The sequence below is a fragment of the Streptomyces sp. Ag109_O5-1 genome, from assembly GCF_003814875.1.
Lineage (GTDB): Bacteria > Actinomycetota > Actinomycetes > Streptomycetales > Streptomycetaceae > Streptomyces > Streptomyces sasae.
The window spans coordinates 1,241,759-1,266,224 of the sequence record NZ_RKQF01000001.1 but is presented as its reverse complement, the minus strand read 5'-3'; the positions used below and the strand labels follow the sequence as shown (position 1 = coordinate 1,266,224).

At 71.3% G+C, this 24,466-nt stretch carries 23 protein-coding genes and 1 riboswitch; of the genes, 19 read left to right on the top strand and 4 right to left on the bottom strand.

What is annotated here, in order from left to right:
* The first annotated feature begins 43 nt into the window (after positions 1-43).
* The 13 genes from hpnC (at position 44) to EDD90_RS05715 (ending at position 13,968) form a co-directional block, all read left to right on the top strand.
* The gene (gene hpnC / locus EDD90_RS05770) at positions 44-946 is read left to right on the top strand and encodes a squalene synthase HpnC (protein ID WP_123972058.1); all 903 of its coding nucleotides are present in this window, start codon (positions 44-46) and stop codon (positions 944-946) included.
* Entirely contained in the window at positions 943-1,896 is a 954-nt protein-coding gene (gene hpnD / locus EDD90_RS05765) for a presqualene diphosphate synthase HpnD (RefSeq protein ID WP_185148950.1), read from the top strand. Before hpnC ends, hpnD begins: the two co-directional genes overlap by 4 nt.
* The gene (locus tag EDD90_RS58875) at positions 1,896-2,036 is read left to right on the top strand and encodes a DUF6380 family protein (protein ID WP_221305068.1); all 141 of its coding nucleotides are present in this window, start codon (positions 1,896-1,898) and stop codon (positions 2,034-2,036) included. The genes hpnD and EDD90_RS58875 overlap by 1 nt, the downstream gene beginning before the upstream one ends.
* Positions 1,982-3,454: a hydroxysqualene dehydroxylase HpnE gene (hpnE, locus tag EDD90_RS05760; RefSeq protein WP_123972056.1), complete on the top strand. Its 1,473-nt coding sequence runs from the start codon at positions 1,982-1,984 to the stop codon at positions 3,452-3,454. Before EDD90_RS58875 ends, hpnE begins: the two co-directional genes overlap by 55 nt.
* A complete protein-coding gene (locus EDD90_RS05755; RefSeq protein WP_123972055.1) occupies positions 3,451-4,581 on the top strand; it encodes a polyprenyl synthetase family protein in 1,131 nt (376 codons plus the stop codon). The genes hpnE and EDD90_RS05755 overlap by 4 nt, the downstream gene beginning before the upstream one ends.
* A 117-nt stretch (positions 4,582-4,698) precedes the next feature.
* Positions 4,699-6,690: a squalene--hopene cyclase gene (gene shc, locus EDD90_RS05750; protein ID WP_123972054.1), complete on the top strand. Its 1,992-nt coding sequence runs from the start codon at positions 4,699-4,701 to the stop codon at positions 6,688-6,690.
* 1 nt (position 6,691) lies between these two features.
* Complete coding sequence (locus tag EDD90_RS05745; protein WP_123972053.1) at positions 6,692-7,333, top strand: 1-hydroxy-2-methyl-2-butenyl 4-diphosphate reductase; 642 nt, start codon at positions 6,692-6,694, stop codon at positions 7,331-7,333.
* Positions 7,334-7,338: 5 nt separating this feature from the next.
* Entirely contained in the window at positions 7,339-8,361 is a 1,023-nt protein-coding gene (hpnH, locus tag EDD90_RS05740; protein WP_123972052.1) for an adenosyl-hopene transferase HpnH, read from the top strand.
* Between the two features lie 4 nt (positions 8,362-8,365).
* A complete protein-coding gene (ispG, locus tag EDD90_RS05735; RefSeq protein ID WP_123972051.1) occupies positions 8,366-9,523 on the top strand; it encodes a flavodoxin-dependent (E)-4-hydroxy-3-methylbut-2-enyl-diphosphate synthase in 1,158 nt (385 codons plus the stop codon).
* 27 nt (positions 9,524-9,550) lie between these two features.
* Complete coding sequence (dxs, locus tag EDD90_RS05730; protein WP_123972050.1) at positions 9,551-11,587, top strand: 1-deoxy-D-xylulose-5-phosphate synthase; 2,037 nt, start codon at positions 9,551-9,553, stop codon at positions 11,585-11,587.
* A complete protein-coding gene (locus EDD90_RS05725; protein ID WP_123972049.1) occupies positions 11,584-12,969 on the top strand; it encodes an aspartate aminotransferase family protein in 1,386 nt (461 codons plus the stop codon). The genes dxs and EDD90_RS05725 overlap by 4 nt, the downstream gene beginning before the upstream one ends.
* A 256-nt stretch (positions 12,970-13,225) precedes the next feature.
* Positions 13,226-13,849 (top strand): helix-turn-helix domain-containing protein, encoded by a 624-nt coding sequence (locus EDD90_RS05720; protein ID WP_123972048.1) that lies wholly within the window; start codon positions 13,226-13,228, stop codon positions 13,847-13,849.
* Positions 13,846-13,968: a DUF6126 family protein gene (locus tag EDD90_RS05715; RefSeq protein WP_123972047.1), complete on the top strand. Its 123-nt coding sequence runs from the start codon at positions 13,846-13,848 to the stop codon at positions 13,966-13,968. The genes EDD90_RS05720 and EDD90_RS05715 overlap by 4 nt, the downstream gene beginning before the upstream one ends.
* A 27-nt stretch (positions 13,969-13,995) precedes the next feature.
* On the opposite strand, the gene EDD90_RS05710 is transcribed toward EDD90_RS05715, so the two are convergent.
* Positions 13,996-14,793 carry a tyrosine-protein phosphatase gene (locus EDD90_RS05710; protein WP_123972046.1) on the bottom strand — a complete coding sequence of 266 codons (798 nt, stop codon included), beginning with the start codon at positions 14,791-14,793 and terminating at the stop codon, positions 13,996-13,998.
* 182 nt (positions 14,794-14,975) lie between these two features.
* On the opposite strand from EDD90_RS05710, the gene EDD90_RS05705 reads away from it, so the two are divergent.
* The 4 genes from EDD90_RS05705 to EDD90_RS05690 all read left to right on the top strand — a co-directional run bounded on the left by EDD90_RS05705 (position 14,976) and on the right by EDD90_RS05690 (position 20,276).
* Positions 14,976-17,048, top strand: coding sequence for an alpha-galactosidase (locus tag EDD90_RS05705; protein ID WP_123980934.1), 2,073 nt, complete (start codon positions 14,976-14,978; stop codon positions 17,046-17,048).
* Positions 17,049-17,353: 305 nt separating this feature from the next.
* Positions 17,354-17,514, top strand: a riboswitch (cyclic di-AMP (ydaO/yuaA leader).
* 4 nt (positions 17,515-17,518) lie between these two features.
* A complete protein-coding gene (locus EDD90_RS05700) occupies positions 17,519-18,430 on the top strand; it encodes a LysM peptidoglycan-binding domain-containing M23 family metallopeptidase (RefSeq protein WP_123972045.1) in 912 nt (303 codons plus the stop codon).
* A 201-nt stretch (positions 18,431-18,631) separates the two neighbouring features.
* Entirely contained in the window at positions 18,632-19,345 is a 714-nt protein-coding gene (locus tag EDD90_RS05695; protein ID WP_123972044.1) for a DUF6250 domain-containing protein, read from the top strand.
* A gap of 145 nt (positions 19,346-19,490) precedes the next feature.
* Positions 19,491-20,276 (top strand): SGNH/GDSL hydrolase family protein, encoded by a 786-nt coding sequence (locus EDD90_RS05690; protein WP_123972043.1) that lies wholly within the window; start codon positions 19,491-19,493, stop codon positions 20,274-20,276.
* A gap of 35 nt (positions 20,277-20,311) precedes the next feature.
* Here the strand turns inward: EDD90_RS05690 and EDD90_RS05685 are convergent, their stop codons facing one another.
* Positions 20,312-20,914, bottom strand: coding sequence for a TetR/AcrR family transcriptional regulator (locus tag EDD90_RS05685; RefSeq protein ID WP_185148949.1), 603 nt, complete (start codon positions 20,912-20,914; stop codon positions 20,312-20,314).
* A 9-nt stretch (positions 20,915-20,923) separates the two neighbouring features.
* On the bottom strand, positions 20,924-21,475 hold the full coding sequence (locus EDD90_RS05680) for a GNAT family N-acetyltransferase (RefSeq protein WP_123972042.1): 552 nt from the start codon (positions 21,473-21,475) through the stop codon (positions 20,924-20,926).
* Between EDD90_RS05680 and EDD90_RS05675 the strand changes: the two genes are divergently transcribed.
* The gene (locus EDD90_RS05675) at positions 21,474-22,076 is read left to right on the top strand and encodes an XRE family transcriptional regulator (RefSeq protein ID WP_123972041.1); all 603 of its coding nucleotides are present in this window, start codon (positions 21,474-21,476) and stop codon (positions 22,074-22,076) included. The genes EDD90_RS05680 and EDD90_RS05675 overlap by 2 nt on opposite strands.
* Positions 22,073-23,221: an MFS transporter gene (locus tag EDD90_RS05670; protein WP_123972040.1), complete on the top strand. Its 1,149-nt coding sequence runs from the start codon at positions 22,073-22,075 to the stop codon at positions 23,219-23,221. The genes EDD90_RS05675 and EDD90_RS05670 overlap by 4 nt, the downstream gene beginning before the upstream one ends.
* Before the next feature lie 12 nt (positions 23,222-23,233).
* Here the strand turns inward: EDD90_RS05670 and EDD90_RS05665 are convergent, their stop codons facing one another.
* Positions 23,234-24,412: a glutamate dehydrogenase gene (locus tag EDD90_RS05665; RefSeq protein WP_123972039.1), complete on the bottom strand. Its 1,179-nt coding sequence runs from the start codon at positions 24,410-24,412 to the stop codon at positions 23,234-23,236.
* Positions 24,413-24,466 lie beyond the last annotated feature (54 nt).

The window sequence follows — 24,466 nt, the reverse complement described above, 5'->3', positions numbered from 1 at the left end:
AGCTCAACGCAGGCCGCGCCGTCCCCGCCCCGGGCAGCGAACGGTGACGGCGACCACCTCGGCGCCCGTCGGCGACCCGGAGCGCGGCACCCTGGACAAGGCCGCCGACGAGAACTTCCCGGTGGCACCCTTCTTCCTGCCGAAGGCCTGGCGTGACGACCTGATGGCGGTGTACGGCTTCGCCCGCCTCGTCGACGACATCGGCGACGGCGACCTGGCCCCCGGCGGCGCCGACGCCCGGCTGCTCGGGGTGTCCGACGCGGAGGCCGAGGACCGCCTGGTCCTCCTCGACGCCTTCGAGGCCGACCTGCGCCGGGTCTTCGACGCCACCCCGCACCACCCCCTGCTGCGCCGTCTGCAGCCCACGGTCCGCCGCCGGGTGCTGACCCCCGAGCCGTTCCTCGGGCTGATCGCCGCCAACCGCCAGGACCAGCTCGTCAAGCGGTACGAGACCTACGACGACCTGCTCGCCTACTGCGAGCTGTCCGCCAACCCCGTCGGCCGCCTGGTCCTCGCCGTCACCGGCACCTCGACCCCCGAGCGGATCCGCCTCTCCGACGCGATCTGCACGGCGCTCCAGATCGTCGAACACCTCCAGGACGTGGCCGAGGACCTCGGCCGCGACCGGATCTATCTGCCCGCCGAGGACATGAAGCGCTTTCACGTCCAGGAGGCGGATCTCGCCAGGAAAACCGCGGGCGCTTCGGTGCGTGCACTGGTTGCATATGAAGCACAACGCGCCCGTGATCTCCTGAATGAAGGCGCCCCCCTTGTGGGTAGCGTCCACGGCAGGTTGAAGTTGCTGCTCGCGGGGTTCGTGGCGGGGGGAAGGGCGGCGGTCCATGCGATCGCCGCCGCCGAATACGACGTACTTCCAGGCCCGCCCAAGCCCGGCAAGGGCCGGTTGCTGCGTGAGGCGGGCGTGACTCTGCGAGGAGAGGGGTGATCCGGACCGTGGACTCTCCCACACCTGTGTCCGCACCGGTACTCGCCGCCTACAGCTACTGCGAGACCGTCACCGGACAGCAGGCACGGAACTTCGCCTACGGCATCAGGCTGCTGCCGGCGCCCAAGCGACGCGCCATGTCGGCGCTCTACGCCTTCTCCCGGCGCGTCGACGACATCGGCGACGGCGCGCTGGCCGACGACGTGAAGGTGGCCCGCCTGGAGGACACCCGGGCGCTGCTCGCCCGGGTCCAGGACGGTGCGGTCGCCGAGGACGACACCGACCCGGTCGCGGTCGCCCTCGCGCACGCCGCTCAGGCCTTCCCGATCCCGCTGGGCGGCCTGGACGAGCTGATCGACGGCGTGCTGATGGACGTACGCGGCGAGACCTACGAGACCTGGGACGACCTCAAGGTCTACTGCCGCTGTGTGGCCGGTGCCATCGGCCGGCTCTCGCTCGGTGTGTTCGGCACGGAACCGGGGGCGCGCGGCGCCGAGCGCGCGCCGGAGTATGCCGACACGCTCGGGCTCGCGCTCCAGCTCACCAACATCCTCAGGGACGTCCGCGAGGACGCCGGGAACGGCCGTACCTATCTGCCCTCCGACGACCTCGCCAAGTTCGGCTGTGCGGGCGGTTTCCATGGGTCGACCCCGCCGGAGGGCTCCGACTTCGCGGGTCTGGTGCACTTCGAAGTGCGGCGCGCCCGTGCCCTTTTCGCCGAGGGCTACCGGCTGCTGCCCATGCTCGACCGGCGCAGCGGCGCCTGCGTCGCCGCCATGGCCGGCATCTACCGCCGTCTGCTCGACCGCATCGAGCGCGAACCGGAGGCGGTGCTGCGCGGCCGGGTCTCGCTGCCCGGACGCGAGAAGGCGTACGTCGCCGCACGCGGCCTGTCCGGCATCGACACCCGTCGGCACACCTCCCGGCTGACCGTCAGGAGGCGCGCCTGATGGACAATGTGGGCCAAGGTGACTCCGCCGGAGAAAAACGGCAGGCAACCCTCCGCGGCGGGCCGGCGTCCCTGACTGCGACGGTCTGCCGTGCCCCGTTCCACAGGGGCGGCGGGCAGGCAGGGGAGGGCGCACGATGACCGACGGCACGCGATCCGAACGGACGCACGACGACATCCCGTCCGGGCGCACGGCCGTGGTGATCGGTGGCGGCCTGGCCGGCATCACTGCCGCGCTCGCGCTCGCCGACGCGGGGGTCCGCGTCACCCTTCTCGAAGGCAGGCCGCGGCTCGGCGGGCTCGCCTTCTCCTTCCAGCGCGGCGACCTGACCGTGGACAACGGCCAGCACGTGTACCTGCGTTGCTGCACCGCCTACCGCTGGTTCCTCGACCGCATCGAGGGCGCGGAGCTGGCACCGCTGCAGAACCGCCTCGACGTGCCCGTGCTCGATCTCGCCAAGCCGGAGGGACGGCGCCTGGGCAGGCTTCGCCGCGACCCGCTGCCCGTGCCCCTGCATCTGGGGCGCAGCCTGGCCGTCTATCCGCACCTCTCGCTCGCCGAGCGGGCCAAGATCGGGCGTGCCGCGCTCGCGCTCAGGGGGCTCGACCTCGCCGATCCGAGCCTGGACGCACAGGACTTCGGCAGCTGGCTGGCCGCCCACGGCCAGTCGGCGCGTGCCGTCGAGGCCCTGTGGGACCTGGTCGGGGTCGCCACCCTCAACGCGGTCGCGGGCGACGCCTCGCTGGGGCTCGCCGCGATGGTGTTCAAGACCGGTCTGCTGTCCGACCCGGGCGCGGCCGACATCGGCTGGGCCCATGTGCCGCTGGGCGAACTGCACGACCGGCTCGCCCGCAAGGCGCTCGACTCCGCGGGCGTGCGTACCGAGGTCCGTACACGCGTCACCTCCGTCTCCACTAACGAGAACGGGAGCTGGAACGTTCAGGTTCCCGGCGAGACGCTCACCGCCGACGCCGTCGTGCTCGCCGTCGCCCAGCGCGAGGCCCACGACCTGCTGCCCGCCGGCGCCCTGGACGCCCCGGAGAACCTGCTGGACATCGGCACCGCGCCGATCCTCAACGTCCATGTGGTCTACGACCGTACGGTGCTCACCAAGCCGTTCTTCGCGGCCCTCGGCACCCCGGTCCAGTGGGTGTTCGACCGCACCCACGCCTCCGGGCTGCGCGAGGGCCAGTACCTCGCGCTCTCCCAGTCCGCCGCCCAGGACGAGATCGACGCACCCGTGGCCGAACTGCGCGAGCGGTATCTGCCCGAGCTGGAGCGGCTGCTGCCCGCCGCGCGCGGCGCCGAGGTGAAGGACTTCTTCGTGACCCGGGAGCGCACCGCGACGTTCGCCCCCACCCCCGGCGTCGGGCGGCTGCGGCCCGGCGCCCGCACCAAGGCCCCCGGCCTGTACCTGGCCGGAGCGTGGACCGCCACCGGGTGGCCCGCGACCATGGAGAGTGCGGTCCGCAGCGGTGTGAGCGCGGCGGACGCCGCGCTGGGCACCCTGGGCCGGCCCCGCCCCCGTCACCTCTTCGAGTTCGAGGAGGCGGCGTGACGCTCGATCAGCAGGCGGCAGGCCCCCGCACCCCCGGTACCGCAACAAGAGGAGAAACTGTGCCCACTGTGCCCCCGGCCGAGACGGCTGCCGACGCGGTGGACGTGACCGCGCTCCTGGAGCGCGGCCGGACCCTTGCCACACCGGTACTGCGGGCGGCCGTCGACCGCCTGGCACCTCCCATGGACACCGTTGCCGCCTACCACTTCGGCTGGATCGACGCCGAGGGCAACCCCGCCGACGGCGACGGCGGAAAAGCGGTGCGCCCCGCTCTCGCCGTGCTCTCGGCCGAGGTCACCGGTGCCGCCCCCGAGGTCGGCATCCCCGGCGCCGTCGCCGTCGAACTCGTCCACAACTTCTCCCTGCTGCACGACGACCTGATGGACGGCGACGAACAGCGCCGCCACCGTGACACCGTCTGGAAGGTGCACGGACCCGCCCAGGCCATCCTGGTCGGCGACGCCCTGTTCGCCCTCGCCAACGAGATCCTCCTCGAACTCGGCACCGTCGAGGCCGGCCGCGCCACCCGGCGGCTCACCACCGCCACCCGCGCCCTGATCGACGGCCAGGCCCAGGACATCTCCTACGAACACCGCGATCGGGTCAGCGTCGAGGAGTGCCTGGAGATGGAGGGCAACAAGACCGGCGCCCTGCTCGCCGCCTCCAGCTCCATCGGCGCGGTGCTCGGCGGCGCCGACGACCGCACCGCCGACACCCTGGAGAAGTACGGCTACCACCTCGGCCTCGCCTTCCAGGCCGTCGACGACCTGCTCGGCATCTGGGGCGACCCGGACGCCACCGGCAAGCAGACCTGGAGCGACCTGCGCCAGCGCAAGAAGTCCCTGCCGGTCGTCGCCGCGCTCGCGGCGGGCGGGTCCGCCTCCGAGCGGCTCGGCGAGATCCTCGCCGCCGACGCCAAGAGCAGCGACTTCGAGAACTTCTCCGAGGAGGAGTTCGCCGCCCGCGCCGCCCTGATCGAGGAGGCCGGCGGCCGGGAGTGGACCGCCGAGGAGGCCCGCCGTCAGCACGCCATCGCCGTCGAGGCCCTGCACGCCGTCGACATGCCCGACCCGGTGAGGGCGCGGTTCACGGCGCTCGCCGACTTCGTCGTCGTACGAAAGAGATGATCACTATCGGTCGAATAGCCCTCGCGTAGTCGCCGGCCGGTGCGAGCGCGCAGCCAGCACCGGCCGACGGCGGACCCACAGCAGAACGATTTCGTACGACTGCACGAAGGGGAAGCCATGACAGCGACGACCGACGGAAGCACCGGGGCCACCGTTCCGCCCCGGGCCGACTCGGCCACCACCGACCACACCACGCCCGGGACGGCCGGGGTACAAGAAGCCGCCGAACGCGCCGTGCGGCGCGCCACCGACCATCTGCTGGCCCGCCAGGACGCGCAGGGCTGGTGGAAGGGCGTCCTGGAGACCAACGTCACCATGGACGCCGAGGATCTGCTGCTCCGTCAGTTTCTGGGCATCCGCGACGAGTCGACGACGGCCGCCGCCGCGCTCTTCATCCGCGGCGAGCAGCGCGAGGACGGCACCTGGGCCACCTTCTACGGCGGCCCGGGCGAACTCTCCGCCACCATCGAGGCGTACGTCGCCCTGCGGCTGGCCGGGGACGCCCCGGACGCACCCCACATGGCGAAGGCGTCGGCCTGGATCCGCGAGCGCGGCGGGATCGCCTCGGCCCGGGTGTTCACCCGGATCTGGCTGGCCCTGTTCGGCTGGTGGAAGTGGGAGGACCTGCCCGAACTCCCCCCGGAACTTTTGTACTTCCCCAAGTGGTTCCCGCTCAGCATCTACAACTTCGGCCAGTGGGCCCGGCAGACGATCGTGCCGCTCACCGTCGTCTCGGCCAAACGCCCGGTGCGCCCCGCTCCCTTCCCGCTGGACGAGCTCCACACCGACCCGGCCGACCCCAACCCGCCGCAGCCCCTCGCCCCGGTGGCCAGCTGGGAGGGCGTCTTCCAGCGCCTCGACAAGGTCGTCCGCGGCTACCGCAAGGTCGCGCTGCGCCGGCTGCGCGGCTCCGCCCTGAACTCGGCCGCCCGCTGGATCGTCGAACGCCAGGAGAACGACGGCGCCTGGGGCGGTATCCAGCCCCCGGCCGTCTACTCGGTGATCGCCCTGTACCTGCTGGGCTACGACCTCGAACACCCCGTGCTGCGCGCCGGGCTCGAGTCGCTGGATCGTTACGCCGTGTGGCGCGAGGACGGCGCCCGGATGATCGAGGCCTGCCAGTCGCCCGTGTGGGACACCTGCCTGGCGACCATCGCGCTGGCCGACGCCGGGCTGCCCGCCGACCACCCGCAACTCGTCAAAGCCGCCGACTGGATGCTCGGTGAGCAGGTCGTCCGGCCCGGCGACTGGGCCGTGAAGCGCCCCCAACTCCCGCCGGGAGGCTGGGCGTTCGAGTTCCACAACGACAACTACCCCGACATCGACGACACCGCTGAGGTCGTCCTCGCGCTGCGCCGGGTCAGGCACCACGACCCCGAGCGCATGGAGAATGCCATCGGGCGCGGGGTGCGCTGGAACCTCGGTATGCAGTCGAAGAACGGGGCCTGGGGCGCCTTCGACGTCGACAACACCAGCCCGTTCCCCAACCGGCTGCCGTTCTGCGACTTCGGCGAGGTCATCGACCCGCCCTCGGCCGACGTCACCGCGCACGTCGTGGAGATGCTCGCCTTCGAGGGCATGTCCCACGACCCGCGCACCCGGCGCGGCATCGAGTGGCTGCTCGCCGAACAGGAGCCGAACGGCTCCTGGTTCGGGCGCTGGGGCGTCAACTACGTCTACGGCACCGGATCCGTGGTACCCGCCCTCACCGCGGCCGGACTGCCCGCCTCGCACCCGGCGATCCGGCGCGCGGTGACCTGGCTGGAGAACGTCCAGAACGACGACGGCGGCTGGGGCGAGGACCTGCGCTCCTACAAGCACGTCGGCGAATGGAGCGGTCGCGGTGCCTCCACCGCCTCCCAGACGGCGTGGGCGCTGATGGCGCTCCTGGCGGCGAGGGAGAAGGACTCCAAGGCCGTCGAGCGGGGTGTGCAGTGGCTCGCCGATACGCAGGCCGAGGACGGCTCCTGGGACGAGCCGTACTTCACCGGCACCGGCTTCCCCTGGGACTTCTCCATCAACTACCACCTCTACCGGCAGGTCTTCCCGCTCACCGCGCTCGGCCGCTACGTCCACGGCGAGCCCACGCCCAAGGCCGAGAGGAGCTGAATTGAGCACCACGCCCGCTCCGGCCCCGCTGCTGATCGCCTGCGCGCTCGGCATCGAGCACCTCGCCCTGCGCGCCGGCGAACGCGGGGGCGCGGACGGGCCGGTCACCGTACTGCGTACGGGCATGGGGCCCAAGGCGGCGGAACGGTCCGTCACCCGGGTCCTCGCCGATCCGGCGCTCGCCGCTGCCGCCGTGCTGGCCACCGGCTTCTGTGCCGGACTCGCCCCCGGGATGCACCCCGGCGACCTGGTGGTCGCCGAGGAGACCCGGGACCCGCGCGGCAACGTGCCCTGCGTCGGCACCGAACTCCTCGTCAAGGAACTGGTGCGGACCCTGCCCGGCCGCACCGTCCACACCGGTCCCCTCACCGGCTCCGATCACGTCGTCCGAGGTCACGAACGATCAGATCTGCTCGCGACCGGCGCAATCGCGGTCGACATGGAGTCGGCGGCCACGCTCCTGAGCGCCGTACGCACGGGCGAGCGCCCTGTTGCGGCTGTACGGGTGGTCGTGGACGCTCCTGAACATGAACTCGTCCGGATCGGCACGGTGCGCGGTGGAATATCGGCTTTCCGCGTACTTCGATCCGTTCTTCCAGCTTTCTTCGAATGGCACCGTTCTTTGCTGCTCCCTCGGAGGTGAGCCAGATGGCCATGCCGCTGCGCCAGTCGATCAAGGTCGCTACCTACTTGGCTGAACAGAAGCTTCGCAAGCGGGACAAGTTCCCGCTGATCGTGGAGCTGGAACCGCTCTTCGCGTGCAACCTGAAATGCGAGGGCTGCGGGAAGATCCAGCACCCCGCCGGAGTGCTGAAGCAGCGTATGCCCGTCGCGCAGGCCGTCGGGGCGGTGCTGGAGTCCGGTGCGCCGATGGTGTCCATCGCGGGCGGCGAACCCCTGATGCACCCTCAGATCGACGAGATCGTGCGGCAGTTGGTGGCGAAGCGGAAGTACGTCTTCCTCTGCACCAACGCCATGCTGCTGCGCAAGAAGATGGACAAGTTCACGCCCTCGCCCTACTTCGCCTTCGCGGTGCACATCGACGGACTGCGCGAGCGGCACGACGAGTCCGTTGCGAAGGAAGGCGTGTTCGACGAGGCGGTGGCGGCCATCAAGGAGGCCAAGCGGCGCGGCTTCCGGGTGACCACCAACTCGACCTTCTTCAACACGGACACCCCGCAGACCATCGTCGAGGTGCTCAACTTCCTCAACGACGACCTCAAGGTCGACGAGATGATGATCTCGCCCGCCTACGCCTACGAGAAGGCACCCGACCAGGAGCACTTCCTGGGCGTGGAGCAGACTCGCGAGCTGTTCAAGAAGGCCTTCGCCGGCGGCAACCGGAAGAAGTGGCGGCTCAACCACTCCCCGCTCTTCCTGGACTTCCTGGAGGGCAAGGTCGACTTCCCGTGCACGGCCTGGGCGATCCCCAACTACTCGCTCTTCGGCTGGCAGCGCCCCTGCTACCTGATGAGCGACGGGTACGTGCCGACGTACCGCGAACTCATCGAGAAGACCGACTGGGACAAGTACGGCCGTGGCAAGGACCCGCGCTGCGCCAACTGCATGGCGCACTGCGGCTACGAGCCCACCGCCGTCCTCGCCACCATGGGGTCGCTCAAGGAGTCGCTGCGCGCCATGCGCGAGACGGTCTCCGGGAACCGGGAGTGACGGCATGACCGCCATCTCCCTGGGCCTCCCCGGGGTCCCGGCCCGCCCCGTCGCCGAGCGGCGCCCGTCCCGGCAGATCCAGGTCGGACCGGTGCCGGTCGGCGGCGGCGCCCCGGTGTCCGTGCAGTCGATGACCACCACCCGCACCTCGGACATCGGTGCCACCCTCCAGCAGATCGCCGAACTCACCGCGTCCGGCTGCCAGATCGTCCGGGTCGCCTGCCCCACGCAGGACGACGCGGACGCCCTGGCGACCATCGCGCGCAAGTCCCAGATCCCGGTGATCGCGGACATCCACTTCCAGCCGAAGTACGTGTTCGCGGCGATCGAGGCCGGCTGCGCGGCGGTTCGCGTGAACCCCGGCAACATCAAGAAGTTCGACGACCAGGTGCGGGAGATCGCACGAGCCGCCAAGGACCACGGCACCCCGATCCGCATCGGGGTCAACGCGGGCTCGCTCGACCGGCGGCTCCTGGAGAAGTACGGCAAGGCCACCCCGGAGGCGCTCGTCGAGAGCGCTCTGTGGGAGGCCTCGCTCTTCGAGGAGCACGACTTCCGGGACATCAAGATATCGGTCAAGCACAACGACCCGGTCGTGATGATCGAGGCGTACCGGCAGCTCGCCGCCCAGTGCGACTACCCGCTGCACCTCGGCGTCACCGAGGCGGGCCCGGCCTTCCAGGGCACGGTCAAGTCGGCGGTGGCCTTCGGCGCGCTGCTCTCGCAGGGCATCGGCGACACCATCCGGGTCTCGCTGTCCGCCCCGCCCGCCGAGGAGGTCAAGGTCGGCATCCAGATCCTGGAGTCGCTGAACCTGCGGCAGCGGCGCCTGGAGATCGTCTCCTGCCCGTCCTGCGGGCGGGCCCAGGTCGACGTCTACAAGCTGGCGGACGAGGTGACGGCAGGCCTGGAGGGCATGGAGGTGCCGCTCCGCGTCGCCGTCATGGGATGCGTGGTCAACGGCCCCGGCGAAGCACGGGAGGCCGACCTGGGGGTCGCTTCCGGCAACGGCAAGGGCCAGATCTTCGTCAAGGGCGAGGTCGTCAAGACCGTGCCCGAGTCGAAGATCGTGGAGACCCTCATCGAGGAAGCGATGAAGATCGCCGAGCAGATGGAGCAGGACGGCGCCGGGTCCGGAGCACCCGCCGTCACCGTGAGCTGAACAGCACGGACCGAGAGGGGGCCGAGCGTGACGATTCTGGAGAAGATCCGGGGACCACGCGACCTGAAGGCGCTGTCCGAGGCGGAACTCGGTGAACTGTCCGAAGAAATACGCGAGTTCCTGGTGCACGCGGTCGCCAGGACCGGCGGTCACCTCGGCCCCAACCTGGGTGTCGTCGAGTTGACCGTCGCACTGCACCGGGTCTTCGAGTCCCCGGTGGACCGCATCCTCTGGGACACCGGCCACCAGAGCTATGTCCACAAGCTGCTGACCGGCCGTCAGGACTTCTCCAAGCTGCGCGGCAAGGGCGGCCTGTCCGGATACCCCTCGCGCGAGGAGTCCGAGCACGACGTCATCGAGAACAGCCACGCCTCCACCGCGCTCGGCTGGGCCGACGGCCTCGCCAAGGCCCGCCAGGTGCAGGGGGAGAAGGGCCATGTCGTCGCGGTCATCGGCGACGGCGCGCTGACCGGCGGAATGGCCTGGGAGGCGCTCAACAACATCGCGGCCGCCAAGGACCGGCCGCTGATCATCGTCGTCAACGACAACGAGCGGTCCTACGCCCCCACCATCGGCGGCCTCGCCAACCATCTGGCGACCCTGCGGACGACCGACAGCTACGAGAAGGTGCTGGCCTGGGGCAAGGACGTACTCCTGCGCACCCCGATCGTCGGCAACACCATCTACGAGTCCCTGCACGGCGCCAAGAAGGGCTTCAAGGACGCCTTCGCCCCGCAGGGCATGTTCGAGGACCTGGGCCTCAAGTACGTCGGCCCGATCGACGGCCACGACATCAAGGCGGTCGAGTCGGCGCTGCGGCGCGCGAAACGCTTCCACGGGCCGGTCCTCGTGCACTGCCTCACCGAGAAGGGCCGCGGCTACGAGCCCGCGCTCGCCCACGAGGAGGACCACTTCCACACCGTCGGCGTGATGGACCCGCTCACCTGCGAGCCGCTCGCGCCGTCCAACGGCCCTTCCTGGACCTCGGTGTTCGGCGACGAGATCGTCCGGATCGGCGAGGAGCGGGACGACGTCGTGGCGATCACCGCGGCCATGCTGCACCCGGTCGGCCTCGGCAGGTTCGCCGAGCGCTTCCCCGACCGGGTCTGGGACGTCGGCATCGCCGAACAGCACGCGGCGGTCTCCGCGGCGGGCCTGGCGACCGGGGGGCTGCACCCCGTCGTCGCCGTCTACGCCACGTTCCTCAACCGTGCCTTCGACCAGTTGCTGATGGACGTGGCACTGCACCGCTGCGGGGTGACGTTCGTCCTGGACCGGGCGGGTGTCACGGGCGTCGACGGCGCCTCTCACAACGGCATGTGGGACATGTCGTTCCTCCAGGTCGTGCCCGGCCTCCGGATCGCCGCCCCACGCGACGCCGAACAGCTGCGCCTCCAACTGCGCGAGGCGGTCGCCGTCGACGACGCGCCGACGCTGGTGCGCTTCCCGAAGGAGTCGGTGGGGCCGGAGATCCCGGCGGTCGACCGGTTCGGCGGGGTGGACGTGCTGCGTGGCGACACGGACGCGCAGGTGCTGCTGGTCGCGGTCGGGGTGATGGCGCCGGTCTGCCTCCAGGCCGCCGAGCTGCTCTCTGCTCGGGGTATCGACTGCACCGTCGTGGACCCCCGTTGGGTGAAGCCCGTGGACCCGGCGCTGCCCGTCCTGGCCGCCCGGCACGAGCTGGTGGCCGTGGTCGAGGACAACAGCCGGGCGGCCGGCGTCGGCGCGGCGGTGTCGCTGGCGCTCGGCGACGCGGAAGTGGACGTGCCGGTACGGCGGTTCGGGATTCCGGAGCAGTTCCTGGAGCATGCCAAGCGGGGGGAGGTGCTGGCCGACATCGGGCTGACGCCGGTGGAGATCGCGGGGCGCATCGGGGCGAGCCTCGCGGGGCGGGGGGCCGACGCCGAGGGGGGTGCCGCGGGGGGTCGTGTGGCGGGTGCGGCGCCGTCCGGGCTGGTCGCGCAGTTCCTCCCCCAGCCTTCGGCCGGGGGTACCCCCAGCGCCCTGCGGGGCGCCACAGCCGAGGGCGCTGTCACCGATGGCGTCAGCAAGGAGAAACAATGAGCGAGGAGTTCGACCTCGGCGCGCTGCTGGCCGAGCGCGGAGCCGAGCGCTACGAGCTGCATGCGAAGTACCTCAACCACCAGCTCCCGCGCATGCTGCACACCATCGGCTTCGACAAGGTCTACGAGCGGGCCGAGGGCGCCCACTTCTGGGACGCGGACGGCAACGACTACCTGGACATGCTCGCCGGGTTCGGGGTGATGGGCCTGGGCCGCCACCACCCCGTCGTCCGCAGGGCCCTGCACGACGTCCTGGACGCGCAGCTCGCCGACCTCACCCGCTTCGACTGCCAGCCGCTGCCCGGCCTGCTCGCCGAACGGCTCCTCGCGCACAGCCCGCACCTGGACCGGGTGTTCTTCGGCAACAGCGGTACCGAGTCGGTCGAGACGGCGCTGAAGTTCGCCCGCTTCGCCACCGGCCGACCCCGCGTCCTCTACTGCGACCACGCCTTCCACGGCCTGACCACGGGCTCGCTGTCGGTCAACGGCGAGAACGGCTTCCGGGACGGCTTCGCCCCCCTCCTGCCCGACACGGCCGTTCCCCTCGGCGACCTGGACGCGCTCGCCCGGGAGCTCAAGAAGGGCGATGTCGCCGCCCTGATCGTCGAGCCGATCCAGGGAAAGGGCGTCCACGAGGCCCCGCCCGGCTATCTGCGCGCCGCCCAGGAACTGCTGCACCGGCACAAGGCGCTGCTCATCGCCGACGAGGTGCAGACCGGCCTCGGCCGCACCGGCGACTTCTACGCCTACCAGCACGAGGAGGGCGTGGAGCCGGACCTGGTGTGCGTGGCGAAGGCGCTGTCCGGCGGGTACGTCCCGGTCGGCGCCACCCTCGGCAAGGACTGGATCTTCAAGAAGGTCTACTCGTCCATGGACCGCGTCCTGGTCCACTCGGCGAGCTTCGGCGCCAACGCCCAGGCCATGGCGGCCGGCCTCGCCGTCCTCTCCGTCATGGAGAACGACCAGATCGTCGCCAACGCCCGGGCCGTGGGGGAACAGCTCAAGTCCCGGCTCAGCGCGCTGACCGACAAGTACGAGCTGCTCGCCGACGTACGCGGCCGGGGCCTGATGATCGGCATCGAGTTCGGCAGGCCGAGCTCGCTCAAGCTGCGCAGCCGCTGGACCATGCTCCAGGCCGCCCGCAAGGGCCTGTTCGCCCAGATGGTCGTCGTGCCGCTGCTGCAACGCCACCGGATCCTCACCCAGGTCTCCGGCGACCACCTGGAGGTGATCAAGCTCATCCCGCCGCTGATCGTCGACGACACGGACGTCGACCGCTTCGTGGACGCCTTCACGGACGTGATGGACGACGCCCACAGCGGCGGCGGCCTGATGTGGGACTTCGGCAAGACCCTGATCAAACAGGCGGTGGCGAACCGCTGACGACCCCTACCGCCCGCCGCCGAGGGCACGGCGCACGAAGCCGGGCTTCTTGGCGGGCGGGTGCGCGGGCGGGGTCTCCTAGCCGGTCTCGGAGATCTCGAAGACGGCGCGGCCACTGTCCTCCCGCGAGTGGACGGGAACCCGGCTGCGGCAGATCTCCGCCGCCCTGGACAGTGCTGCCACGATGGCTCGCCCTCGTTTTTGTCTCCGAGGCAATAAATTTGCCGCTGAGGCAATTTCCCGGCTCAATAGAACCATGAACGCCTCAGACCCGGCGCCCCCCGCCGGTCCCGGCGACGATCTGCCCGCCGTCGCCCCGCAGCTGCGCTCCCTGCGCCGCCGTGCCGGCCTCACCCTGGAGGCCGCCGCGCGGGACGCCGGGCTGTCGCCCGCGCATCTGTCCCGGCTGGAGACCGGGCAGCGGCAGCCCTCGCTGCCGATGCTGCTCGCGCTCGCACGTGTCTACGGTACGACGGTCTCGGACCTGTTGGGGGAGACCGTCGCCGGCCGGGACGCGATCGTGCGCGCCGGTGACATGGAGCCGACCCGGGCGGGCGGCTGGACGTACTGGCAGGCCGGTGCGTCCGGCCGGGCGATGCAGTCGCTGCGCGTCCGGGTGCCCCACGGCTCACAGGGCGACATCGTGCGCGTGCATCCCGGAGAGGAGTGGCTGTACGTCCTGCAGGGACGGCTGCGACTGCGCCTCGGCGACACCACGCACGTACTCGCACCCGGCGACAGCGCGCACTTCGATTCGCTGACCCCGCACCGCCTCGCCGCCGAGGACCACGACGGGGTCGAGCTCCTGTTCGTCCACACCCTGCTGCAGAGTCCCACGGCCGCGCTGTGCCTGGGACCGATCACTGGAGAGATGCCGTGAGCAACATCGAGGAGAAGTTCCCCCGGGCCCTGTGGGTCCGGCTGATCATCTACATCGCCGTCGGCCACGTCTTCGCCGCGTTCCTCTACCTGCTGTTCGCCGTCGGCGGCAAGGGCTGAGCCCGGGCCCCGGCCCCGGACGCGGCCTCAGTCGAGAAGGCGCTCGCGCAACCGCTCCCGGGTCTCGGGGGCGAGCCCGAGACCCTGCTCCAGGTACGTGTCGACGTCGCCCCATGTCCCCGCGATGCTCTCGAAGGCCGCCGTCAGGTACTCCGCGCGGGCGTCGAAGAGCGGGCTGAGCAGCTCCATCACCTCGGGGCTGTACACGCTCTCCCCGCTACCGCTGCGCCGCACCTTGTAGCGGCGGTGCTTGGCGTTGGACTCCAGGTAGTCGGCGAGGATCGCGTCCCGGTCCACGCCCACCGCGAGCAGCGTCACGGCTATGGAGATACCCGCCCGGTCCTTGCCGGCCGCGCAGTGCATCAGCGCCGGGACGCTGTCCTCGGCGATCGCGTGCAGCACGCGCGAGTGCTCGTCGGTGCGCTCCTTGACGATCGTGCGGTACGAGTTGACCATGCGGTCCGCGGCCCTGCCGTCGCCCAGGAGCCCGCGCAGCTGCTCGATGTCACCCTCGCGGACCATCTTCCAGAACTCGGCGCCGTGCGCCGGGTCGGTCAGCGGCAGGTTCATGTTCCGCACGCCGGGGAGCTCGACGTCCGGGCCCTCCAGCTTCTGGTCGGCCGCGTTGCGGAAGTCGAAGATCGTGTGCAGGCCCAGGGAGGCGAGGAACTCCGCGTCCTGCTCCGTCGCGTGCGCGAGATGCCCGCTGCGGAACAGCACGCCCGGCCGCACCCGCCGCCCGTCCGCCGTCGGCAGGCCGCCCACGTCACGGAAGTTGCGCACACCGGCCAGCTCGGGCTCGGTCGACGGGACCTGCTGCGTCACGGGGGGCTCCTCCCGGCCGGCCCCGTCGGCGCTGCTCGTCGACGGGCACTGGCTCGACCATACGACATCGGTTTCCAGGGGCAATGAGTTGTCCACAGGCGTTGCCTCAGGGGCCCATGGCCTTGATGATGTTGGTGATTGAGTGGATCTGTTGGCCCCTGTGTGAGGTTTCTACGATGACGATGGTGGACATCGCCGAAAACGGTCGTACCTGGCTCCTGTCGGGCCCCGAGAGCAGCTACGCGCTGCATCTCACGGAGGCCGACGAGCTGCTCCACCTGCACTGGGGGCCCAGAATCGGGCTCGCCGACGCCGAGGCCCTCAGCACTCAGGCGCTGCCCGGCTACTGGCCCTTCGAGTCCCCGCTGGACGGCCGCGAGGAGTACCCCGTCGAGGGCGGTCCCCGCTTCGTGCGTCCCGCGCTGTCCGTGCGTACCGAGGAGCGCCGCGGCACCGAGTGGACCTTCGAGTCGTACGAGACCCAGGACGACGAGCTCCGGCTGCGTTTCCGGGACGACGGGATCCTCATCACCCTGCACTACCGGATGCGCGACGACGTGGTCGAGCGCTGGGTGACCGTCGACAACCAGGGGCACGGGCGCGTGGAGCTGCTGCGTGCCGACCCGGCCGCCTGGACGCTGCCCGACCGCGAGGGCTGGCGGCTCTCGCAGCTGCACGGCCGCTGGGCCGCCGAGTCCCGGCTCACCCAGGCCCCGCTCACCTACGGCGAGAAGGTCATCGGCAGCCGCCGCGGCCACACCGGCCACCAGCACCTGCCCTGGGTCGCCCTCGACACGGACGCCACCGAGGAGCGCGGCGAGGTCTGGGGCTGCGCCCTCGGCTGGTCCGGCTCCTGGCGGATCGCCGTCGCCCAGCTGCCGGACGCGCGCGTGCAGATCACCGGCGGCGCCGGCTACGACGACTCCGGCCTGCTGATGCTGGCCGAGGGGGAGTCGTACACCAGCCCGGTCTTCGCGGGCCTGTGGAGCGACGGCGGCTTCGGCGGGGCCAGCCGCGCCTGGCACGCCTACCAGCGGGCGTACATCATCCCGGACGCCGACCGCGACCGGCCGGTGCTGTTCAACTCCTGGGAGGCCACCACCTTCGACATCTCCGAGGAGCAGCAGGCCACCCTCGCCCGGCGGGCCGCCGCCATCGGTGTCGAGCTCTTCGTGGTCGACGACGGCTGGTTCGGCGCCCGCACCAGCGACCGCGCCGGCCTCGGCGACTGGACGCCCAACCCGGACCGCTTCCCGAAGGGCCTCAAGCCCCTGGCCGACTATGTGCACGCCCTCGGCATGCAGTTCGGCATCTGGGTCGAGCCCGAGATGGTCAACGCGGACAGCGACCTGTACCGCGCGCACCCCGACTGGATCCAGTACCAAGAGGGGCGAAAGCGGACGGAGCTCCGCAATCAGCTTGTGCTCAACCTCGCACGCGAGGACGTCCAGGAGTACCTCTGGGGGCAGCTGGACACCCTGCTGTCCAGCGCCCCGATCGACTACGTCAAGTGGGACTTCAACCGCTGCTTCACCGACGCGGGCTGGCCCGGCGAGCCCTACCCGCAGCGCCTCTGGGTCGACCACGTACGCGGACTGTACGCCCTGCTCGACCGGATCCGCGCGGCCCACCCGAACGTGGCCATCGAGTCCTGCTCCGGCGGTGGCGGCCGGATCGACCTCGGCATCATGACCCGTACCGACGAGGTGTGGACCTCCGACAACACCGACCCGCTGGACCGGCTCGCCATCCAGCACGGCTTCAGCCAGATCCACCCTGCCCGGGTGATGTCCGCCTGGGTCACCGACAGCCCGAACCACCAGCTCAACGGCCGGGTCAGCTCGCTCCGTTTCCGTTTCGTCAGCTCCATGGCGGGTGCGCTCGGCGTCGGCGGCGACCTCTCGCAGTGGACCGAGGAGGAGCTCGCCGAGGCCGGCCGCTGGGTGGAGCTCTACAAGGAGATCCGGCCCCTGGTGCAGCGCGGCGACCAGTTCCGGCTGCGGCCGCCGACCGGCGGGCTCAGCGCCGTGCAGTACACGCTCGGCGACGAGACCGTCGTCCTCGCCTGGCTCCAGGCGCAGAGCTACGGCGAGCCGGTGCCGGCGCTGCGGCTGCAGGGCCTCGACCCCGCAGCGTCGTACGAATGCCGCGAAACCGGCGAAGTGCACCGAGGTGCCGTGCTGTTGCACCACGGGCTGCGGGTCGGCCTGAAGGGTGACCTGGATGCGAAGGTAATCCATCTTCGTCGTATCTGACCCTTCTGTCCTAATTAGCACTTTCAGTACAACTCGGCCTGAAATAAGGGGACGTGGTGTGACGTGCGTGAGGAGCGTCATATTCGTGACCGTCCGTCGCGCGTCATGTTCACGTAATTCGCGAGCTTTTCAGGGGAATCGAAAAACGCGCGCGGGCGGAATTCACGGAGGGTGACCGGGAATTCCCGTAACGGATCAAGTGGAACTCCGACAGCGGGAACCGGTCCCTTGTCCGCGTGCGTCCTGCTCGCTTACGTTCGCCGCACATCCGGACGGAACGCCGAATCCTGCCGCCGTCCGGAGTCCCCACACACTCACCCGTGCCCGGCAGGAGCGGGGGACCCACCAGGTAAGACCGCCTGTTCCGGTTCCCGGGACGGCTAGGGGTGTAGTCACGTCTTTTTGCGTGGCCGGGCAGCTCCAGCCCGAACCCGACAGCTCACCTCGCAGGCGTCGGAGAGGAATGCGCCATGCCCGCGAAGGGTAAGCACCGCCGCCCCAAGAGCCAGCGTTTCACCCGCTCCATAGCCGTCGCCGGAACCGGTGGCGCCGCGCTGGCTCTGCCGCTCATGGGGGCCACCGGCGCTCATGCGGCCACTGTGCAGTCCGTGTCCGAAAAGGCCGCGCAGTCGCTTCCGACCGTCGAGAAGACGGCTGTGAAGAGGGCGGCTGTGAAGAAGTCCGCCGCCGCGTATTCCGGGCACCGCAGCTACACCGTGGTCTCCGGCGACTGGCTTGCGAAGATCGCCCGCGAGCAGCACGTCAGCGGTGGCTGGCACCGGCTCTACGCCGACAACCGGCAGGCCGTCGGCGACAACCCCTCGCTGATCCACCCCGGCCTCAAGCTCACGCTCGGCGGCCGCCACACCGTGACGCCGGACACCTCGACCTCGGACTCCCGCTCCGGGGAACAGTCCGACTCGCAGTCGTCCGGCGCCGCTTCGTCGTCCTCCTCGGCCGCCACGACCGCCGCCGGCTTCGCCCTTCCGGTCTCCGGCGCCACCCTCGGCACCGGCTACCACGTCGCCGGCAGCATGTGGTCCAGCGGCTACCACACGGGCGTCGACTTCGTCGTCCCGAGCGGCACCCCGGTCAAGGCCGTCGGTGCGGGCACGGTCGTCACGGCCGGCTGGGGCGGCGCCTACGGCAACCAGGTCGTCATCAGGCTCGCCGACGGCCACTACGCGCAGTACGGCCACCTCTCCGCCCTCTCCGTCTCGGTCGGCCAGACCGTGACCGCGGGCCAGCGGATCGGCCTCTCCGGTGCCACCGGCAACGTGACCGGCCCGCACCTCCACTTCGAGATCCGGACCACCCCCGACTACGGCTCGGACGTGGACCCGGTCGCCTACCTCCGCGCGAAGGGCCTCGCCGTCGGCTGACGCCGGCGCCGCTCCTGGCCCGACACGCACTCCGAAGGCCGGACCCCCGATCCCCGGGTCCGGCCTTCGGTGCGTTGCTTACCTGTGGCGGATGTGTCCGGGGCATCGACAGCGAGGGCGGTGAGGCAGCACAGTGACCTCCGTAGCTGCAAGCGCTTTCTGCCGCTCCTTCGCCGTGCCGCACCGGAAGGAACCCGTCGTATGACGACCACTCGCCGAGCCTTCGGAGTCCTGGCCGCCGGAACCGCCCTCGCGGCCCTCGCTCCCGCCGCACCCGCGACCGCCGCCCCGCACCATGGTCTGATCGCCGCCGACGACTTCCGCCACGGCCTCGGCCAGTGGTTCGTGGAGTTGGAACAGGGCGGCACGGTCACCGCGGCGCGCGGGACGCTGGAGGTCGATGTGCCCGCCGGCGCGACCGTCTGGTTCCGGCGCCGGCTCGAAGGGCCGTACGTCCTGGAGTACACCGCGACCCCGGTGTCGGCCGGCGGCGCCGACGACCGCGTCTCCGACCTCAACAACTTCTGGAACGCCACCGATGTGCGCTCCCCGGACGACCTGTTCGCCACCTCTCGCACCGGCGCGCTCGCCGACTACGACTACCTGAAGACCTATTACGTCGGCTTCGGCGCCAACTACAACACCACCACCCGGCTGCGCCGCTATGTCGGCGAGCCCGGCGTCCGGCCGCTGATCTACGACTACACCGAGCCGCTGCTCGTCGCGAACCGGCCCAACCGCGTCCGGATCGTCTCCGACGGCCGGACCGTACGGTGGTGGAACAACGGCCGGCTGGTGTTCGACTACACCGACCCGGGGCCGTATACGAGTGGGCACTTCGCGTTCCGGACCACCTGGAGCCATTTTCGGATCAGCGACTTCCGAGTCTGGCGATCAAACCGTCAACGCCGGTGATCAGAGCCTTATTCCAGGCTTGGCAAAGTATTTAAAAGTGTCTTATCTCACCGATCGTCAACCCCTTATTACGGTCGCGTAGGTCACAGCCGAAGGTGAATCATGGTCCGATGTGGCAGACGATTCGAAGAGTGACAATGCATCAGTGATCGGGTCGTACGTGGCGCTGGGGGACAGCTTCACCGAGGGCGTCGGCGACCCAGGACCCGACGGGGCGTTCGTGGGCTGGGCCGACCGGTTCGCGGTACTGCTGTCGGACCGGCGGCCCGAGGGCGACTTCGAGTACTCCAACCTGGCCGTGCGCGGGAAGCTGCTCGACCAGATCGTGGCGGACCAGGTGCCGCAGGCCCTGGAACTCGCCCCGGATCTGGTCTCCTTCTGTGCGGGCGGCAACGACATCATCCGCCCCGGGACCGACCCGGACGAGGTGGCCGAGCGGTTCGAGCGGGCCGTGGTCCGACTGACCGAGGCCGTCGGCACGGTCATGGTGACCACCGGATTCGACACCCGGGACGTGCCCGTCCTCAAGCACATGCGCGGCAAGATCGCCACGTACAACGGACATGTCCGGGCCATCGCCGACCGGTACGGCTGTCCGGTCCTGGATCTGTGGTCCCTCAAGACCGTGCAGGACCGGCGGGCCTGGGACGACGACCGGCTGCATCTCTCGCCCGAGGGGCACACGCGCGTGGCGCTGCGCGCCGGTCAGGTGCTCGGCGTCGAGGTACCGGCCGACCCGGACCAGCCGTGGCCGGCGCTGCCGCCCCGCGGCACCCTGGAGGTCCGCCGCGACGATGTGCACTGGGCCCGTGAGTACCTGGTCCCGTGGATCGGGCGGCGGCTGCGCGGCGAGTCGTCGGGCGACCATGTGACGGCCAAGGGGGCGCTCTCCCCGGACGACATCAAGATGCGGATCGCCGCCGTGGCCTGAGGCGGGTAAGGGGCGGCCTCCTTGCGGGCCGTCCCTTACTGCTCCTCGGGCAGCCCCAGTTCGCGTGCCAGCGCCTCGTCCACCCACTCCTGTGCCCGGGAGCGCGGTACGGAGCCCGGGTAGGACGTGAGCTGGACGGCCAGCCCGTCGAGCAGCGCGGTGAGCCGCAGGGCCGCGGCCGCCGGGTCGGGGCACCGGAACTCGCCGGCGGCCACCCCCTCGGCGATGACCTCGGCGATCGCCGCCTTCCACTGCTGGTCCAGGCCCCTGGTGACATCCCGCAGCGCGGGCTCGCGCAGTGCCACCGCCCAGCCCTCGATCCACAGCCGCCAGCCCTTGGCCTGCCCGGTCGGCGCGTACCAGCGCACCGCCGCCCGCAGCCGGCGCGACGCCGACGTACGGCGGCCCAGCAGCTTGCGCAGATGCGTCAGGTCGTCCTCGGCGGCACGGGCGAAGGCGGCGGCGACCAGCTTCTCCTTCGTCGAGAAGTGGTACAGCACCAGCGCGTTGCTCACGCCGAGGGCCGACGCGACATCGGCGATCCGTACCGCCGCCACGCCCCGCGCCTCGATCTGTTCGATGGCGGCCCGCAGCAGTTCCTCGCGCCGCTCGGCCACACTCAACCGCACTCTCGCCACGCGGTCACCCTAATCGGTTGTCATACCGCCCGCGTCGCCGTCTCGGCCCAGCGGCAGCCGCATGAGCGTCAGGTCCAGCCAGCGGTCGAACTTGGTGCCCACCTCCCGGACCGTGCCGACGTGCTCGAAACCGAACCGCTCGTGCAGCCGGACGGACGCGGTGTTCTCCGCCTCGATGCCCGCGATCACGACATGGTGTCCCGCCTCACGCGCCGAGGCGATGAGGGCGGCCAGCAGCGCGGAGCCGATACCCAGTCCCTGCCGGCCCTCGCGGACGTAGACCGAGTCCTCCACCGTGTGCCGGTAGCCGGTCAGCTCCCGCCACGGGCCGTAGGCCGCGAACCCGGCCACCTCGCCCGCCACTTCGGCCACCAGCGCAGAGCCCCGTCCGAGGTGCGCGGCGAACCACACCGCTGCCTCGGCGGGGGACTGCGGGGTGTCGGTCCACAGGGCCGTCGAGTGCTCGATCGCGTGGTTGCGGATCGCGCGGACCGCCTCCGCGTCACCGGGGCGGGCCGGGCGGACCGTCACCACATCGCTTCTCTCGTATATTGGATTCATGTCCAACATAGTAGATCCTCCGGTTGACCCCCTGGTGGCACGGATCGCGGCCCGTGTCCGCACTGAACGGGAGCGTCGCCGCTGGACCCTGGCCCAGCTCGCGGACGCCTCCGGTGTCTCCCCGGCGATGATCAGCCGGATCGAGCGCGGCGAGAGCAGCCCGACCGCCGTCGTCCTCGGCAAGCTCTCCGCCGCCTTCCAGCTCAGCGTCGCCTCGCTGCTCGCCCTCGCCGAAGGTGTGCCGGAGGAGACCGAGGCACCGGTGGGGGTACGGCGCGGCGCCGACGCGGCCGAGTGGCGCGACCCCGGCACCGGCTACCGGCGCCGCCAGATCACCGGCCCGCGCTTCCCCACGGAGATCGCCGAGATCAGGCTGCCCGCCGGCGCCCGGGTGCCGTACCCGGCCGCCGCCTTCGCCTTCGTACGACAGCTCGTCTGGGTCCTGGACGGCCGCCTCACCTTCCACGACGGCGAGACGGTCCACGAACTCGACGCCGGTGACACCATCGAACTCGGCGCGCCGGCCGAGCGCGTCTTCGCCAACACGACCGACGCCGAGTGCCGTTACGCCGTAGTCCTCAGCCGCGACACCCGGCCGTGAGCCAGCCGCTGCCCCGGGGCGGCACGCTCCTGCTGGCCGTCATCGCCGGGACGGCGATAGCCAACAACTACTCCGTCCAGCCCGCGCTCGCCGCGGTCGCCGCCGACCTGGGCGTGCCTCTCTCCGTGATCGGCCTGGTGCCCACCGCCGCGCTCACCGGCTGCATGACCGGCTTCGCCCTGCTGCTCCCGCTCACCGACCACCTCGCCCCCAACCGCCTGCTCACCGCCCAGCTCACCGCACTGGCCGCCGCCCTCACCCTCGCCGCCGCCGCGCGCGGCCCCGTGCTCCTCCTGGCCGCCTACCTGCTGATAGGCGCCGCGGCCAGTGTCGCGGCACAGGCCGGTAACATCGCCGGCCGGCACGCTCCGCCGGGCCGCGGCGGAACCGGCGTCGCCGTCGTGGCCGCCGGCATGTCGGCCGGCATCCTGCTCAGCAGACTGGCCGGAGGCGCCCTCACCGACGCTCTCGGCTGGCGCCGGATGCTCCTCGTCTTCGCGGCCCTCGCCCTGCTCGGCGCGCTCGCCGCCGCCACGCTCCTGCCCCGGCAGCGGCCGCACACCGACAGCGGCTACCGCGCCACCCTCAAGGCACTTCCGCCGCTGCTCCTGCACCAGCCGGGGCTGCGCCGCGCGGTCGCCACCGGCGGGCTCTGGTACTTCGCCTTCAACCTCGTCTGGATCGCCCTCACCCTTGTCCTGGCCCAGCCGCCGCACTCCCTCGGTCCGACCGCCATCGGCCTCTACAGCCTGGCCGGACTCCTCGGCTTCGCCGCGCTCCCGTTCGCCGGGCGCCTCACCGACCGGTACGGCCCGCACACCGTGATCACCGCCGCCATGCTTGCCGCCGCGGCCGGCACGGCCCTGCTGGCCACCGGCCTGGGCACCCCGCCGGTCACCGCCCTCGGACTCGCCCTCTTCGACGCCGGCTGCTTCGCCGCCCAGGCCGCCAACCAGAGCCGCGTCATCGCCCTCGACCCCGCCCGCTCCGGCAGCCTCAGCAGCATCTACCTGGCGGTGTACTTCACCGTCGGCGCCCTCGGTACGGCCGTCGCCGCACCCCTGCTCGACGCCGTCGGCTGGCAGAGCACCGCCCTCACGGCGCTGAGCGCGTCGCTTCTCGCCGCTGTCCTGGGGCGCCGCTGAGCGCCCCTGCGGTCACCGGTACCAGCCGAACCGCTCCGCGATCACCGGCAGCCGGTCGGTCACCAGGGCGTGGGCGGCGGCACGCGGGGTCGTGCCGTCGCCGTCCGCGCGGTCCAGCATCAGCTCCACCAGGGCCCGCATCGAGCGGCGGGTGTGGGCGAACGCCTCGTCGGCGTCCGGGCCGATGTCGCCGAAGAGGGTCCACCACCACCAGGCGTTGGTCCCCGAGTTGACCACCACGTCCGGCAGCACGGTCACCCCGCGCGCGGCGAGCCGTTCCTCCGCCTCGGGCAGCACCGGCATGTTGGCCGCCTCCACGATCCAGCGGGCGGTGACCCGGTGCTCGTTGGCCGCGTCGATCGCGTACGACACCGCCGCCGGCACCAGCACCTCCGCGTCGGCGGCCAGCCAGGCGTCGCCCGGCAGCTCGAGATCGCCGGGGCGCAGCACCGCACGGTCGACGGTGCCGTACGTGTCCCGCGCGCGCAGCAGCGCCTCCACGTCCAGGCCCGCCGGGTTGGCGACCGTGCCCTTGACGTCGGCGACGGCCACGACCGTCAGCCCCGCGCGGGCGAGGAACCGCGCCGTGGCCCCGCCCATGGTGCCCAGCCCCTGTACGGCGACCCGTGTCCCCGCATACGGGACCCCGGCCCGGTCCAGGGCCGTGAGCGCCGACTCGGCCACCCCGCAGCCGCCGGCCAGCTCGTCGAGACCGATCCCGTCGACCTCGACCGCGAAGGCGTCGGCCAGCCGTCGCCGGGCGGCCGTCTCGTCGTCCAGCAGCGGATACACGGCCTGGACGGACGAGACCAGCCCAGCCTCGGCGGCCGCCCGGTCCACCAGGTCCTGGGTGAGCCCGAGGTCCTCGCCGGTGGTCCAGAAGCTCTCGATGTACGGCCGCATGGCGCGCAGGTAGCGCACGAGGAGCGCATACGATCCCGGGTCCTGCGGATCGCAGTCGATGCCGCCCTTGGCGCCGCCCAGGGGGATGTAGCGGCCCGCGGGGTTGTAGTGCAGGGCCTCCTTCATCGTCATGCCGCGCGCGAGCCCGGTGACCTCCTCCAGCGTGCAGCCCGGCCGCATCCGCAGACCGCCGCTGGCCACACCGCGCACCAGCCGGTCGACGACCAGGAAGCCCTGGCGGCCGGTGACGTGGTCGGTCCAGACGAGGGACATCAGGGGAGCGGCCATGGTGGCTCCTGCGAGGGGTGTGTGGCGGGGTATTACTGAACAGTGGGTCAGTAT

What these genes read in the sequence shown, in the direction of transcription:
- EDD90_RS58875 (WP_221305068.1), top strand. Translation starts at nt 1,896, where the DNA reads ATGGACAATGTGGGCCAAGGTGACTCCGCCGGAGAAAAACGGCAGGCA.
- shc (WP_123972054.1), top strand. Translation starts at nt 4,699, where the DNA reads ATGACAGCGACGACCGACGGAAGCACCGGGGCCACCGTTCCGCCCCGG.
- hpnH (WP_123972052.1), top strand. Translation starts at nt 7,339, where the DNA reads ATGGCCATGCCGCTGCGCCAGTCGATCAAGGTCGCTACCTACTTGGCT.
- ispG (WP_123972051.1), top strand. Translation starts at nt 8,366, where the DNA reads ATGACCGCCATCTCCCTGGGCCTCCCCGGGGTCCCGGCCCGCCCCGTC.
- EDD90_RS05725 (WP_123972049.1), top strand. Translation starts at nt 11,584, where the DNA reads ATGAGCGAGGAGTTCGACCTCGGCGCGCTGCTGGCCGAGCGCGGAGCC.
- EDD90_RS05720 (WP_123972048.1), top strand. Translation starts at nt 13,226, where the DNA reads ATGAACGCCTCAGACCCGGCGCCCCCCGCCGGTCCCGGCGACGATCTG.
- EDD90_RS05705 (WP_123980934.1), top strand. Translation starts at nt 14,976, where the DNA reads ATGGTGGACATCGCCGAAAACGGTCGTACCTGGCTCCTGTCGGGCCCC.
- EDD90_RS05700 (WP_123972045.1), top strand. Translation starts at nt 17,519, where the DNA reads ATGCCCGCGAAGGGTAAGCACCGCCGCCCCAAGAGCCAGCGTTTCACC.
- EDD90_RS05695 (WP_123972044.1), top strand. Translation starts at nt 18,632, where the DNA reads ATGACGACCACTCGCCGAGCCTTCGGAGTCCTGGCCGCCGGAACCGCC.
- EDD90_RS05675 (WP_123972041.1), top strand. Translation starts at nt 21,474, where the DNA reads ATGTCCAACATAGTAGATCCTCCGGTTGACCCCCTGGTGGCACGGATC.
- EDD90_RS05680 (WP_123972042.1), bottom strand. Translation starts at nt 21,475, where the DNA reads ATGAATCCAATATACGAGAGAAGCGATGTGGTGACGGTCCGCCCGGCC.
- EDD90_RS05665 (WP_123972039.1), bottom strand. Translation starts at nt 24,412, where the DNA reads ATGGCCGCTCCCCTGATGTCCCTCGTCTGGACCGACCACGTCACCGGC.